Annotated in this window: 10 protein-coding genes, 3 tRNA genes and 3 rRNA genes; 13 read left to right on the top strand and 3 right to left on the bottom strand. The window is 51.8% G+C overall.

What is annotated here, in order from left to right; all coding sequences use genetic code 11:
• Positions 1–12: 12 nt before the first annotated feature.
• Positions 13–705, bottom strand: a complete 693-nt coding sequence (gene yieP / locus AABJ99_RS23520; protein WP_001131177.1) for a FadR/GntR family transcriptional regulator — start codon at positions 703–705, stop codon at positions 13–15.
• Positions 706–1,184: 479 nt separating this feature from the next.
• Between yieP and AABJ99_RS23515 the strand changes: the two genes are divergently transcribed.
• From AABJ99_RS23515 to AABJ99_RS23490, 6 genes are all read left to right on the top strand, one after another.
• A 16S ribosomal RNA gene (locus AABJ99_RS23515) occupies positions 1,185–2,726 on the top strand.
• 85 nt (positions 2,727–2,811) lie between these two features.
• Positions 2,812–2,887, top strand: a tRNA-Glu gene (locus AABJ99_RS23510).
• A gap of 194 nt (positions 2,888–3,081) precedes the next feature.
• A 23S ribosomal RNA gene (locus AABJ99_RS23505) occupies positions 3,082–5,986 on the top strand.
• Between the two features lie 95 nt (positions 5,987–6,081).
• A 5S ribosomal RNA gene (gene rrf / locus AABJ99_RS23500) occupies positions 6,082–6,197 on the top strand.
• The 16S, 23S and 5S rRNA genes sit together here with 3 tRNA genes alongside, the layout of an rRNA operon.
• A gap of 54 nt (positions 6,198–6,251) precedes the next feature.
• Positions 6,252–6,328: transfer RNA gene (locus AABJ99_RS23495), tRNA-Asp, on the top strand.
• An 8-nt stretch (positions 6,329–6,336) separates the two neighbouring features.
• A tRNA-Trp gene (locus tag AABJ99_RS23490) sits at positions 6,337–6,412 on the top strand.
• Between the two features lie 95 nt (positions 6,413–6,507).
• On the opposite strand, the gene hdfR is transcribed toward AABJ99_RS23490, so the two are convergent.
• A complete protein-coding gene (gene hdfR / locus AABJ99_RS23485) occupies positions 6,508–7,347 on the bottom strand; it encodes an HTH-type transcriptional regulator HdfR (protein WP_000379245.1) in 840 nt (279 codons plus the stop codon).
• Positions 7,348–7,465: 118 nt separating this feature from the next.
• Here hdfR and maoP point away from each other — a divergent pair, with 118 nt between their 5' ends.
• Positions 7,466–7,804 carry a macrodomain Ori organization protein MaoP gene (maoP, locus tag AABJ99_RS23480; protein WP_000841001.1) on the top strand — a complete coding sequence of 113 codons (339 nt, stop codon included), beginning with the start codon at positions 7,466–7,468 and terminating at the stop codon, positions 7,802–7,804.
• 25 nt (positions 7,805–7,829) lie between these two features.
• On the opposite strand, the gene yifB is transcribed toward maoP, so the two are convergent.
• Positions 7,830–9,350 carry a YifB family Mg chelatase-like AAA ATPase gene (gene yifB, locus AABJ99_RS23475; protein WP_039020270.1) on the bottom strand — a complete coding sequence of 507 codons (1,521 nt, stop codon included), beginning with the start codon at positions 9,348–9,350 and terminating at the stop codon, positions 7,830–7,832.
• Between the two features lie 352 nt (positions 9,351–9,702).
• Between yifB and ilvL the strand changes: the two genes are divergently transcribed.
• The 6 genes from ilvL to ilvD all read left to right on the top strand — a co-directional run bounded on the left by ilvL (position 9,703) and on the right by ilvD (position 14,711).
• Complete coding sequence (ilvL, locus tag AABJ99_RS23470; protein WP_001311244.1) at positions 9,703–9,801, top strand: ilv operon leader peptide; 99 nt, start codon at positions 9,703–9,705, stop codon at positions 9,799–9,801.
• A gap of 86 nt (positions 9,802–9,887) precedes the next feature.
• Positions 9,888–9,938 carry a peptide IlvX gene (gene ilvX / locus AABJ99_RS23465; protein WP_001387183.1) on the top strand — a complete coding sequence of 17 codons (51 nt, stop codon included), beginning with the start codon at positions 9,888–9,890 and terminating at the stop codon, positions 9,936–9,938.
• Between the two features lie 2 nt (positions 9,939–9,940).
• Positions 9,941–11,587, top strand: coding sequence for an acetolactate synthase 2 catalytic subunit (ilvG, locus tag AABJ99_RS23460; RefSeq protein WP_039020271.1), 1,647 nt, complete (start codon positions 9,941–9,943; stop codon positions 11,585–11,587).
• Positions 11,584–11,847: an acetolactate synthase 2 small subunit gene (ilvM, locus tag AABJ99_RS23455; RefSeq protein ID WP_000983255.1), complete on the top strand. Its 264-nt coding sequence runs from the start codon at positions 11,584–11,586 to the stop codon at positions 11,845–11,847. The genes ilvG and ilvM overlap by 4 nt, the downstream gene beginning before the upstream one ends.
• A 19-nt stretch (positions 11,848–11,866) precedes the next feature.
• Positions 11,867–12,796, top strand: coding sequence for a branched-chain-amino-acid transaminase (gene ilvE / locus AABJ99_RS23450; protein ID WP_000208520.1), 930 nt, complete (start codon positions 11,867–11,869; stop codon positions 12,794–12,796).
• 64 nt (positions 12,797–12,860) lie between these two features.
• Positions 12,861–14,711 carry a dihydroxy-acid dehydratase gene (gene ilvD, locus AABJ99_RS23445; RefSeq protein ID WP_039020272.1) on the top strand — a complete coding sequence of 617 codons (1,851 nt, stop codon included), beginning with the start codon at positions 12,861–12,863 and terminating at the stop codon, positions 14,709–14,711.
• Positions 14,712–14,713: the final 2 nt, after the last annotated feature.

The following is a 14,713-nucleotide window of genomic DNA, read 5'->3' as shown; positions in this document are numbered from 1 at the left end:
GTTATCGGGGTGTCACTTATCAGGTGAGCGTAGCAGCGCCTGACAAGCTTTAAATGCCGCGTCGCCATCGCTTTGGATAATCGCATCAACAATCGCCTGGTGCAGATCCAGCTTTATCACTGTGTCGCTGGTAATTGACGTGAAGTAAGTGTGATAAACCGAATGGAAGAGCGAGGCGAATGAGGTCAAAAACGGATTGGCGCTCATTTCATAGATATGCTCATGCCAGGCCATATCGACCTCAATCCAGCGTTCACGGCGAAAGTTCTCTTTTAATGCCACCATTTCGGCCATTAACGTATTGAGATGCGCCTTCTGTTCCGCGGTGCCAACCGTTGCAGCCAGTAGGCAAGCTTGCGGCTCCAGACAGATACGCATAACCAGAAAGTGATCGATGACCTGATGAAAGTTCTCTTCTGTCATCCACCAGGTAAGCAATTCCTGATCAAGAAAATTCCAGTTTGATTGTGGCATGACCCGGGTACCAATTCGTGGTCGCGGTAAAACCATCCCTTTTGCCGTTAACGTTTTAACCGCTTCGCGTACCGCTGTACGACTCACTCCAAATTGCTCGCCCAGCTCAATCTCACCAGGCAAAATGGTGCCGGGTTCATATTCACCTTTTAAGATCCGTTGCGCCAGCTTCTCAGCCAGAACATACGAAAGGTTTTTCTGTGCAGCTAACTGTTGTGCGCTTAAAGGCATTACTAATCTTCCTTTTTCTTTTTATTCCTCCTTAGTATGCCACCAGGAAGTGTGATTACGGTTGCAAAAACGGCAAATTGCTTGTTTTATGGCACATTAACGGGGCTTTTGCTGAAAAAATGCGCGGTCGGAAAATTATTTTAAATTTCCTCTTGTCAGGCCGGAATAACTCCCTATAATGCGCCACCACTGACACGGAACAACGGCAAACACGCCGCCGGGTCAGCGAGATTCTCCTGAGAATCTCGACAGAGAAAAGCAAAAAAATGCTTGACTCTGAAGCGGGAAAGCGTATTATGCACACCCCGCGCCGCTGAGAAAAAGCGAAGCGGAACTGCTCTTTAACAATTTATCAGACAATCTGTGTGGGCACTCGAAGATACGGATTCTTAACGTCGCAAGACGAAAAATGAATACCAAGTCTCAAGAGTGAACACGTAATTCATTACGAAGTTTAATTCTTTGAGCATCAAACTTTTAAATTGAAGAGTTTGATCATGGCTCAGATTGAACGCTGGCGGCAGGCCTAACACATGCAAGTCGAACGGTAACAGGAATCAGCTTGCTGATTTGCTGACGAGTGGCGGACGGGTGAGTAATGTCTGGGAAACTGCCTGATGGAGGGGGATAACTACTGGAAACGGTAGCTAATACCGCATAATGTCGCAAGACCAAAGAGGGGGACCTTCGGGCCTCTTGCCATCGGATGTGCCCAGATGGGATTAGCTAGTAGGTGGGGTAACGGCTCACCTAGGCGACGATCCCTAGCTGGTCTGAGAGGATGACCAGCCACACTGGAACTGAGACACGGTCCAGACTCCTACGGGAGGCAGCAGTGGGGAATATTGCACAATGGGCGCAAGCCTGATGCAGCCATGCCGCGTGTATGAAGAAGGCCTTCGGGTTGTAAAGTACTTTCAGCGGGGAGGAAGGGAGTAAAGTTAATACCTTTGCTCATTGACGTTACCCGCAGAAGAAGCACCGGCTAACTCCGTGCCAGCAGCCGCGGTAATACGGAGGGTGCAAGCGTTAATCGGAATTACTGGGCGTAAAGCGCACGCAGGCGGTTTGTTAAGTCAGATGTGAAATCCCCGGGCTCAACCTGGGAACTGCATCTGATACTGGCAAGCTTGAGTCTCGTAGAGGGGGGTAGAATTCCAGGTGTAGCGGTGAAATGCGTAGAGATCTGGAGGAATACCGGTGGCGAAGGCGGCCCCCTGGACGAAGACTGACGCTCAGGTGCGAAAGCGTGGGGAGCAAACAGGATTAGATACCCTGGTAGTCCACGCCGTAAACGATGTCGACTTGGAGGTTGTGCCCTTGAGGCGTGGCTTCCGGAGCTAACGCGTTAAGTCGACCGCCTGGGGAGTACGGCCGCAAGGTTAAAACTCAAATGAATTGACGGGGGCCCGCACAAGCGGTGGAGCATGTGGTTTAATTCGATGCAACGCGAAGAACCTTACCTGGTCTTGACATCCACGGAAGTTTTCAGAGATGAGAATGTGCCTTCGGGAACCGTGAGACAGGTGCTGCATGGCTGTCGTCAGCTCGTGTTGTGAAATGTTGGGTTAAGTCCCGCAACGAGCGCAACCCTTATCCTTTGTTGCCAGCGGTCCGGCCGGGAACTCAAAGGAGACTGCCAGTGATAAACTGGAGGAAGGTGGGGATGACGTCAAGTCATCATGGCCCTTACGACCAGGGCTACACACGTGCTACAATGGCGCATACAAAGAGAAGCGACCTCGCGAGAGCAAGCGGACCTCATAAAGTGCGTCGTAGTCCGGATTGGAGTCTGCAACTCGACTCCATGAAGTCGGAATCGCTAGTAATCGTGGATCAGAATGCCACGGTGAATACGTTCCCGGGCCTTGTACACACCGCCCGTCACACCATGGGAGTGGGTTGCAAAAGAAGTAGGTAGCTTAACCTTCGGGAGGGCGCTTACCACTTTGTGATTCATGACTGGGGTGAAGTCGTAACAAGGTAACCGTAGGGGAACCTGCGGTTGGATCACCTCCTTACCTTAAAGAACTGTGCTTTGCAGTGCTCACACAGATTGTCTGATAGAAAGTGAAAAGCAAGGCGTCTTGCGAAGCAGACTGATACGTCCCCTTCGTCTAGAGGCCCAGGACACCGCCCTTTCACGGCGGTAACAGGGGTTCGAATCCCCTAGGGGACGCCACTTGCTGGTTTGTGAGTGAAAGTCACCGACCTCAGTATCGTTAAAGATGACTTACGAGTCATGTTTAAGATATTTGCTCTTTAAAAATCTGGATCAAGCTGAAAATTGAAACACTGAACAAAGAAAGTTGTTCGTGAGTCTCTCAAATTTTCGCAACACGATGATGAATCGCAAGAAACATCTTCGGGTTGTGAGGTTAAGCGACTAAGCGTACACGGTGGATGCCCTGGCAGTCAGAGGCGATGAAGGACGTGCTAATCTGCGATAAGCGTCGGTAAGGTGATATGAACCGTTATAACCGGCGATTTCCGAATGGGGAAACCCAGTGCAATTCGTTGCACTATCATTACGTGAATACATAGCGTAATGAAGCGAACCGGGGGAACTGAAACATCTAAGTACCCCGAGGAAAAGAAATCAACCGAGATTCCCCCAGTAGCGGCGAGCGAACGGGGAGGAGCCCAGAGCCTGAATCAGTGTGTGTGTTAGTGGAAGCGTCTGGAAAGGCGCGCGATACAGGGTGACAGCCCCGTACACAAAAATGCACATGCTGTGAGCTCGATGAGTAGGGCGGGACACGTGGTATCCTGTCTGAATATGGGGGGACCATCCTCCAAGGCTAAATACTCCTGACTGACCGATAGTGAACCAGTACCGTGAGGGAAAGGCGAAAAGAACCCCGGTGAGGGGAGTGAAAAAGAACCTGAAACCGTGTACGTACAAGCAGTGGGAGCACGCTTCGGCGTGTGACTGCGTACCTTTTGTATAATGGGTCAGCGACTTATATTCTGTAGCAAGGTTAACCGAATAGGGGAGCCGAAGGGAAACCGAGTCTTAACTGGGCGTTAAGTTGCAGGGTATAGACCCGAAACCCGGTGATCTAGCCATGGGCAGGTTGAAGGTTGGGTAACACTAACTGGAGGACCGAACCGACTAATGTTGAAAAATTAGCGGATGACTTGTGGCTGGGGGTGAAAGGCCAATCAAACCGGGAGATAGCTGGTTCTCCCCGAAAGCTATTTAGGTAGCGCCTCGTGAATTCATCTCCGGGGGTAGAGCACTGTTTCGGCAAGGGGGTCATCCCGACTTACCAACCCGATGCAAACTGCGAATACCGGAGAATGTTATCACGGGAGACACACGGCGGGTGCTAACGTCCGTCGTGAAGAGGGAAACAACCCAGACCGCCAGCTAAGGTCCCAAAGTCATGGTTAAGTGGGAAACGATGTGGGAAGGCCCAGACAGCCAGGATGTTGGCTTAGAAGCAGCCATCATTTAAAGAAAGCGTAATAGCTCACTGGTCGAGTCGGCCTGCGCGGAAGATGTAACGGGGCTAAACCATGCACCGAAGCTGCGGCAGCGACACTATGTGTTGTTGGGTAGGGGAGCGTTCTGTAAGCCTGTGAAGGTGTGCTGTGAGGTATGCTGGAGGTATCAGAAGTGCGAATGCTGACATAAGTAACGATAAAGCGGGTGAAAAGCCCGCTCGCCGGAAGACCAAGGGTTCCTGTCCAACGTTAATCGGGGCAGGGTGAGTCGACCCCTAAGGCGAGGCCGAAAGGCGTAGTCGATGGGAAACAGGTTAATATTCCTGTACTTGGTGTTACTGCGAAGGGGGGACGGAGAAGGCTATGTTGGCCGGGCGACGGTTGTCCCGGTTTAAGCGTGTAGGCTGGTTTTCCAGGCAAATCCGGAAAATCAAGGCTGAGGCGTGATGACGAGGCACTACGGTGCTGAAGCAACAAATGCCCTGCTTCCAGGAAAAGCCTCTAAGCATCAGGTAACATCAAATCGTACCCCAAACCGACACAGGTGGTCAGGTAGAGAATACCAAGGCGCTTGAGAGAACTCGGGTGAAGGAACTAGGCAAAATGGTGCCGTAACTTCGGGAGAAGGCACGCTGATATGTAGGTGAAGCGACTTGCTCGTGGAGCTGAAATCAGTCGAAGATACCAGCTGGCTGCAACTGTTTATTAAAAACACAGCACTGTGCAAACACGAAAGTGGACGTATACGGTGTGACGCCTGCCCGGTGCCGGAAGGTTAATTGATGGGGTTAGCGGTAACGCGAAGCTCTTGATCGAAGCCCCGGTAAACGGCGGCCGTAACTATAACGGTCCTAAGGTAGCGAAATTCCTTGTCGGGTAAGTTCCGACCTGCACGAATGGCGTAATGATGGCCAGGCTGTCTCCACCCGAGACTCAGTGAAATTGAACTCGCTGTGAAGATGCAGTGTACCCGCGGCAAGACGGAAAGACCCCGTGAACCTTTACTATAGCTTGACACTGAACATTGAGCCTTGATGTGTAGGATAGGTGGGAGGCTTTGAAGTGTGGACGCCAGTCTGCATGGAGCCGACCTTGAAATACCACCCTTTAATGTTTGATGTTCTAACGTTGGCCCGTAATCCGGGTTGCGGACAGTGTCTGGTGGGTAGTTTGACTGGGGCGGTCTCCTCCTAAAGAGTAACGGAGGAGCACGAAGGTTGGCTAATCCTGGTCGGACATCAGGAGGTTAGTGCAATGGCATAAGCCAGCTTGACTGCGAGCGTGACGGCGCGAGCAGGTGCGAAAGCAGGTCATAGTGATCCGGTGGTTCTGAATGGAAGGGCCATCGCTCAACGGATAAAAGGTACTCCGGGGATAACAGGCTGATACCGCCCAAGAGTTCATATCGACGGCGGTGTTTGGCACCTCGATGTCGGCTCATCACATCCTGGGGCTGAAGTAGGTCCCAAGGGTATGGCTGTTCGCCATTTAAAGTGGTACGCGAGCTGGGTTTAGAACGTCGTGAGACAGTTCGGTCCCTATCTGCCGTGGGCGCTGGAGAACTGAGGGGGGCTGCTCCTAGTACGAGAGGACCGGAGTGGACGCATCACTGGTGTTCGGGTTGTCATGCCAATGGCACTGCCCGGTAGCTAAATGCGGAAGAGATAAGTGCTGAAAGCATCTAAGCACGAAACTTGCCCCGAGATGAGTTCTCCCTGACTCCTTGAGAGTCCTGAAGGAACGTTGAAGACGACGACGTTGATAGGCCGGGTGTGTAAGCGCAGCGATGCGTTGAGCTAACCGGTACTAATGAACCGTGAGGCTTAACCTTACAACGCCGAAGGTGTTTTGGCGGATTGAGAGAAGATTTTCAGCCTGATACAGATTAAATCAGAACGCAGAAGCGGTCTGATGAAACAGAATTTGCCTGGCGGCCTTAGCGCGGTGGTCCCACCTGACCCCATGCCGAACTCAGAAGTGAAACGCCGTAGCGCCGATGGTAGTGTGGGGTCTCCCCATGCGAGAGTAGGGAACTGCCAGGCATCAAATTAAGCAGTAAGCCGGTCATAAAACCGGTGGTTGTAAAAGAATTCGGTGGAGCGGTAGTTCAGTCGGTTAGAATACCTGCCTGTCACGCAGGGGGTCGCGGGTTCGAGTCCCGTCCGTTCCGCCACCCTAATTAGGGGCGTAGTTCAATTGGTAGAGCACCGGTCTCCAAAACCGGGTGTTGGGAGTTCGAGTCTCTCCGCCCCTGCCAGAAATCATCCTTAGCGAAAGCTAAGGATTTTTTTTATCTGTACCAACCCTCTCCGAAGTAAATCCTTCCACCGGCATCCTTGCCAGTCATTTTGATTAATACACTTCATCCAGCACGTTAATTTTCAATAGATCACGAATCAACGCATTTTTATCGCTATTTTGCAGCCATATAGCATAAAGCGGCCGTGAAAGTGTTGTGCTATCGACAACGGTATGCAGACCGCCTTTTTTACGCGCCCAGCTGACTGGTAGCCAGGTGCAACCATTAAGCATCGCAATCTGTTGCTGTGCCAGTTCAGCTGAACTCGTTGTCAGAATGGGAACTTCGTCAGCACCGATCAAACCTGCCTCATGCTGTTGAAAATCTGGCCCCCACTCTAATCGCAGATAGTTTAGATCTCCCTTTAGTTTAGAAGGGGCACTGGTATAAAGCGCTAAAGTGAAATACCCCAACAACTGACTGCTAAATTCGTCCATTTTGGGTGCTTCAGTAGTAATAAGAAGATCAAGCTGGCGTTCATGCAGCTGTTTTACCAGAGACTGCCGTTGGGCAATTCGCGCTTCGAACTGTAAACCTGTATGGGCATCCTGATTTTGATACAAGCGTCCCAGCCACTGATTAAGCATACATTCCCACAACGAGGCGCTGGCACCGATAGAAAACTCGTTATGTCGTGAGGTATGCGCCACCTCCTTACGGGCGGCCTGCCAGGTGCTCATGAGCGTTTCTGCGTAAGGCAGTAGTTTTTCACCGGCAGCGGTTAAACGGATATTGTTTCTGTGGCGGGTGAAAAGGTTCACACCCAGTTGATTTTCCAGTTGTCTGATTCGAAAGCTCACTGCTGACTGGGTCAGATAGAGCGATTCAGCTGCTCGACCAAAGTGACGCGTTCGGCTAACTTCCAGGAAAGTTTTTAACAATTCCGTATCCACAGTGCTCTCCGCAAAATTATTTGTCGTTATGATTTAAATGTTTTGTTTTACACTCTGTCAAGCGTAACTAATACTCCGCGCCATAACTAGCTCGGTCAAAGAATTAGGAGCGTGCAGGATGGCGGAAAGCTTTACGACGACTAATCGATATTTCGACAATAAACATTATCCACGTGGATTCTCTCGTCATGGTGATTTCACCATCAAAGAGGCACAACTGCTTGAGCGTCATGGTTATGCCTTCAATGAGCTGGATCTCGGCAAACGCGAGCCGGTTACCGAGGAAGAGAAACTCTTCGTAGCAGTATGCCGTGGCGAACGTGAGCCAGTGACAGAAGCAGAACGCGTGTGGTCCAAGTATATGACGCGTATCAAGCGTCCAAAACGTTTTCACACCCTTTCCGGCGGTAAACCGCAGGTTGAAGGTGCTGAAGACTACACCGATTCTGACGATTAATAAAAAGGGCGAAATGCCCTTTTTTTTATGTCAGTAGTTTTTGCAGATGGATGAGCAAACGGTCAATGGCACGATAGCTAACTGCCTCCTGCAAATGCTGACGTGTGATAATGTCGGACTGATCAATATCAGCAATGGTTCGTGCAACTTTCAGTAACCGCTGCCAGGCACGAATCGATAACCCCAGATGGATCAGCGTTTCTTCCAGCCACTGCGCATCTTCGCTCTCAAGCTTGCAGAATTGGCGTATTTCCGGACTATCCAGCCAGGCATTCAGTTTATTCTGCCGCTTAAATTGGCGCTCTCTGGCGGCCATTACGCATTGTTTAATGGTGGCGCTGCTTTCTCCCGGCACTACCGTTTTACTCAAAATGCCGGGTGGCGGTAATGGGATCTCCAGTGAGAGATCGAAGCGGTCGAGAAAGGGACCAGAGAGTCGGTTGAGATAACGCAGCGTTTGCTCTGGTGTGCAGCGGTTATGGTTTCCCTGATAATGTCCGGTAGGGCTGGGATTCATCGCCGCGACAAGCTGGAAACGGGCTGGATAGGTTATTTTTGCTCGCGTGCGTGAAAGATGGATCTGCCCGGATTCAATCGGCTCTCGCAAGGCATCCAGTGTACGCCGTTCAAATTCAGGTAGCTCATCAAGAAAAAGCACGCCGTTATGCGCCAGCGAAATTTCACCAGGCCCTGGAATTGCACCACCGCCCACCATCGCAGTTAACGACGCACTGTGATGCGGTGAGCGGAACGGGCGCTGCCGCCATTGTTTTTTTACTGATTCAGCATTTACCAGACTTAATATCGCAGCGCTCTCCAGTGCCTCTTCATTGCTTAAATCTGGCAACAGGCCATTAATACGGCTGGCGAGCATTGTTTTACCTGTTCCCGGCGGTCCAATCAGTAAAAGGTTGTGTCCGCCAGCGGCGGTAATTTCCAGTCCTCGCTTTCCTTGCTCCTGACCGACAACATCACTGAGATCATGTTGTAGCGCCCGGGATACTGCATCAGTTGGTTTCGGGCGTTCGAGAGCGTGCTTACCTTCCAGAAACGCACAGACAGCCTGCAGATGATCGGCTATCAGGCATCCTTCACCGTTAATTAGCCCCACTTCATCTTCGTTATCTTTCGCGACGATAATTTTTCTGCCCGACTTAATGGCTTCAGTTGCACTGGAGATTGCGCCGGGAACGCCACGTAGAGCGCCTGTAAGCGCCAGTTCTCCGACTAATTCATATTCATCTAACTTATTGGCTGTAAGCTGTTCTGAGGCCGCCAGCAACGCAATGGCGATAGGTAAATCATATCGTCCCCCTTCTTTCGGCAGATCGGCTGGAGCAAGGTTGATGGTGATTTTTTTCGCCGGATATTCATATCCGCTATTGATAATGGCGCTGCGCACGCGATCGCGAGCTTCTTTTACCGTTGTTTCTGGTAAGCCCACCATCGTTAAGCCGGGTAGACCTTTACTGATATGTACCTCAACAGTGATTGGGGGCGCATTTACTCCCAGGGCTGCGCGGGTATGAACAATTGACAGTGACATAAGCCCTCCTTGAGTCGCCATTATGTGCATAAGATATCGCTGCTGTAGCCCGCTAATTCGTGAATTTTAGTGGCTGATTCCTGTTTATTTGTGCAAGTGAAGTTGAGTTGTTCTGGCGGTGGAACGATGCTCGCAAAAATGCAGTGGACAAAGGATTAACTACGAGGAAGGGAACAACATTCATACTGAAATTGAATTTTTTTCACTCACTGTTTTCTTTTTAAAAAACAACAATTTCTATTGAAATTATTAAAGGCATCATAAAAATCGGCCAAAAAATATCTTGTGCTATTCGCAAAATCTATGGTAACTCTTTAGGCATTCCTTCGAACAAGATGCAAGAAAAGACAAAATGACAGCCCTTCTACGAGTGATTAGCCTGGTCGTGATTAGCGTGGTGGTGATTATTATCCCACCGTGCGGGGCTGCACTTGGACGAGGAAAGGCTTAGAGATCAAGCCTTAACGAACTAAGACCCCCGCACCGAAAGGTCCGGGGGTTTTTTTTGACCTTAAAAACATAACTGAGGAGCAGACAATGAATAACAGCACAAAATTCTGTTTCTCAAGATTCAGGACGGGGAACTAACTATGAATGGCGCACAGTGGGTGGTACATGCGTTGCGGGCACAGGGTGTGAACACCGTTTTCGGTTATCCGGGTGGCGCAATTATGCCGGTTTACGATGCATTGTATGACGGTGGCGTGGAACACTTGCTGTGCCGACACGAGCAAGGTGCAGCAATGGCGGCTATCGGTTATGCCCGTGCTACCGGCAAAACTGGCGTTTGCATCGCCACGTCTGGTCCTGGTGCAACCAACCTGATAACCGGGCTTGCGGACGCGCTGTTAGATTCCATCCCCGTTGTTGCTATCACCGGTCAGGTATCCGCACCGTTTATCGGCACTGACGCATTTCAGGAGGTGGATATTCTGGGGTTGTCGTTAGCCTGCACCAAGCACAGTTTCCTGGTGCAATCACTGGAAGAGTTACCGCGTATCATGGCCGAAGCGTTTGACGTCGCCAGCTCAGGTCGTCCCGGTCCGGTTTTGGTCGATATCCCAAAAGATATCCAGTTAGCCAGCGGCGATCTGGAACCCTGGTTCACCACCGTTGAAAACGAAGTGACTTTCCCACATGCCGAAGTCGAGCAAGCGCGCCAGATGTTGGCAAAAGCGCAAAAACCGATGCTGTACGTTGGCGGTGGCGTGGGTATGGCGCAGGCAGTTCCTGCATTACGAGAATTTCTCTCTGCCACAAAAATGCCTGCCACCTGCACGCTGAAAGGACTTGGCGCAGTTGATGCGGATTATCCGTACTATCTGGGCATGCTGGGGATGCACGGCACCAAAGCGGCGAACTTTGCGGTGCAGGAATGTGACTTGTTGATCGCCGTGGGTGCACGTTTTGATGACCGGGTAACTGGCAAACTGAACACCTTCGCACCACACGCCAGTGTTATCCATATGGATATCGACCCGGCAGAAATGAACAAGCTGCGTCAGGCGCATGTGGCATTGCAGGGTGATTTAAATGCTCTGTTACCGGCATTACGACAGCCGTTGAATATCAATGACTGGCAGCAACACTGCGCGCAGCTGCGTGATGAACATGCATGGCGTTACAACCATCCCGGTGATGCTATCTACGCGCCGTTGTTGTTAAAACAACTGTCGGATCGTAAACCTGAAGATTGTGTAGTAACCACAGATGTAGGGCAGCACCAGATGTGGGCCGCGCAGCACATCGTCCACACTCGCCCGGAAAATTTCATCACTTCAAGCGGATTAGGCACCATGGGGTTTGGTTTACCGGCAGCGGTTGGTGCGCAAGTTGCGCGACCGAACGATACCGTCGTCTGTATCTCCGGTGACGGCTCTTTCATGATGAATGTGCAAGAGCTGGGCACCGTAAAACGCAAGCAATTACCGTTGAAAATTGTCTTACTCGATAACCAACGGTTAGGGATGGTTCGACAATGGCAGCAACTGTTTTTCCAAGAACGATATAGCGAAACCACCCTTACCGATAATCCCGATTTCCTCATGTTAGCCAGCGCCTTCGGCATCCCTGGCCAACACATCACCCGTAAAGACCAGGTTGAAGCGGCACTCGACACCATGCTGAACAGTGATGGGCCATACCTGCTTCATGTCTCAATCGACGAACTTGAGAACGTCTGGCCGCTGGTGCCGCCTGGCGCCAGTAATTCAGAAATGTTGGAGAAATTATCATGATGCAACATCAGGTCAATGTATCGGCTCGCTTCAATCCGGAAACCTTAGAACGTGTTTTACGCGTGGTGCGTCATCGTGGTTTCCACGTCTGCTCAATGAATATGGCCGCCGCCAGCGATGCACAAAATATAAATATCGAATTGACCGTTGCCAGCCCACGGTCGGTCGACTTACTGTTTAGTCAGTTAAATAAACTGGTGGACGTCGCACACGTTGCCATCTGCCAGAGCACAACCACATCACAACAAATCCGCGCCTGAGCGCAAAAGGAATATAAAAATGACCACGAAGAAAGCTGATTACATTTGGTTCAATGGGGAAATGGTTCGCTGGGAAGACGCGAAGGTGCATGTGATGTCGCACGCGCTGCACTATGGTACCTCAGTTTTTGAAGGTATCCGTTGCTATGATTCGCACAAAGGACCAGTTGTATTCCGCCATCGTGAGCATATGCAGCGTCTGCATGACTCCGCCAAAATCTATCGCTTCCCGGTTTCGCAGAGCATTGATGAGCTGATGGAAGCGTGTCGTGACGTGATCCGCAAAAACAATCTCACCAGCGCCTATATCCGTCCGCTAATCTTCGTCGGTGATGTTGGCATGGGCGTAAACCCGCCAGCGGGATACTCAACCGACGTGATTATCGCCGCTTTCCCGTGGGGAGCGTATCTGGGTGCAGAAGCGCTGGAGCAGGGGATCGATGCAATGGTTTCCTCCTGGAACCGCGCAGCGCCAAACACCATCCCAACCGCGGCAAAAGCCGGTGGTAACTACCTCTCTTCTCTGCTGGTGGGTAGCGAAGCGCGCCGCCACGGTTATCAGGAAGGTATCGCGCTGGACGTGAATGGTTATATCTCTGAAGGTGCGGGCGAAAACCTGTTTGAAGTGAAAGACGGTGTGCTGTTTACCCCACCGTTCACCTCATCCGCGCTGCCGGGGATTACCCGTGACGCCATTATCAAACTGGCGAAAGAACTGGGAATTGAAGTGCGTGAGCAGGTGCTGTCGCGCGAATCACTGTACCTGGCGGATGAAGTGTTTATGTCTGGTACAGCGGCTGAAATCACGCCAGTGCGCAGTGTAGATGGTATCCAGGTAGGCGAAGGCCGTTGTGGCCCGGTTACCAAACGCATCCAGCAAGCCTTCTTCGGCCTCTTCACTGGTGAAACCGAAGATAAATGGGGCTGGTTAGATCAAGTTAATCAATAAATACAAAAAATGGGACGGCACGCACCGTCCCATTTACGAGACAGACACTGGGAGTAAATAAAGTATGCCTAAGTACCGTTCCGCCACCACCACTCATGGTCGTAATATGGCGGGTGCTCGTGCGCTGTGGCGCGCCACCGGAATGACCGACGCCGATTTCGGTAAGCCGATTATCGCGGTTGTGAACTCGTTCACCCAATTTGTACCGGGTCACGTTCATCTGCGCGATCTCGGTAAACTGGTCGCCGAACAAATTGAAGCGGCTGGCGGCGTTGCCAAAGAGTTCAATACCATTGCGGTGGATGATGGGATCGCTATGGGCCACGGGGGGATGCTTTATTCACTGCCATCTCGCGAACTGATCGCTGATTCCGTTGAGTATATGGTCAATGCCCACTGCGCCGACGCCATGGTCTGCATCTCTAACTGCGACAAAATCACCCCGGGGATGCTGATGGCCTCCCTGCGCCTGAATATTCCGGTGATCTTTGTTTCCGGCGGCCCGATGGAAGCCGGGAAGACCAAACTGTCCGATCAGATCATCAAGCTCGATCTGGTGGATGCGATGATCCAGGGCGCAGACCCGAAAGTCTCTGACTCGCAGAGCGAGCAGGTTGAACGTTCCGCCTGCCCGACCTGCGGTTCCTGCTCCGGGATGTTCACCGCTAACTCGATGAACTGCCTGACCGAGGCGCTGGGCCTGTCGCAGCCGGGTAACGGTTCGCTGCTGGCAACCCACGCTGACCGTAAGCAGCTGTTCCTCAATGCCGGCAAACGCATTGTTGAATTGACCAAACGTTACTACGAACAGGATGATGAAAGCGCACTGCCGCGTAACATCGCAAGCAAAGCGGCGTTTGAAAATGCCATGACGCTGGATATCGCGATGGGCGGCTCTACCAACACCGTTCTCCACCTGCTGGCGGCGGCGCAGGAAGCGGAAATCGACTTCACCATGAGTGATATCGATAAGCTCTCCCGTAAAGTCCCGCAGCTGTGTAAAGTCGCGCCGAGCACCCAAAAATACCATATGGAAGATGTTCACCGGGCTGGTGGTGTTATCGGCATTCTCGGCGAACTGGATCGCGCGGGGTTACTGAACCGTGATGTGAAAAACGTACTTGGTCTGACGTTGCCGCAAACGCTGGAACAATACGACGTTATGCTGACCCAGGATGATGCAGTAAAAAATATGTACCGCGCTGGCCCTGCGGGCATTCGTACTACACAGGCATTCTCGCAGGATTGCCGCTGGGATACGCTGGACGACGATCGCTTCAATGGCTGTATCCGCTCGATGGAACACGCCTACAGCAAAGACGGCGGTCTGGCGGTGCTCTACGGTAATTTCGCAGAAAACGGCTGCATCGTGAAAACCGCGGGCGTCGATGACAGCATCCTCAAATTCACCGGCCCGGCGAAAGTGTACGAAAGCCAGGACGACGCGGTAGAAGCGATCCTCGGTGGCAAAGTTGTCGCGGGCGATGTGGTGGTGATCCGCTATGAAGGCCCGAAAGGCGGCCCTGGCATGCAGGAAATGCTCTACCCAACCAGCTTCCTGAAATCAATGGGGCTCGGCAAAGCCTGTGCGCTGATCACCGATGGACGCTTCTCCGGCGGCACCTCTGGTCTTTCCATCGGCCACGTCTCGCCGGAAGCGGCAAGCGGCGGCAGCATTGGCCTGATTGAAGATGGTGACCTGATCGCTATCGACATTCCGAACCGTGGCATTCAGTTACAGGTAAGCGATGCCGAACTGGCGGCCCGTCGTGAAGCGCAGGAAGCCCGTGGCGACAAAGCCTGGACGCCGAAAAACCGTGAACGTCAGGTTTCCTTTGCCCTGCGCGCCTACGCCAGCCTGGCAACCAGCGCCGACAAAGGCGCGGTGCGCGATAAATCGAAACTGGGGGGTTAATG

Source organism: Escherichia coli (assembly GCF_036503815.1).
GTDB classification, from domain to species: Bacteria; Pseudomonadota; Gammaproteobacteria; order Enterobacterales; family Enterobacteriaceae; genus Escherichia; species Escherichia coli_F.
The sequence above is the reverse complement of the archived record's forward strand: the minus strand, read 5'-3'. Positions and strand labels throughout refer to the sequence as shown.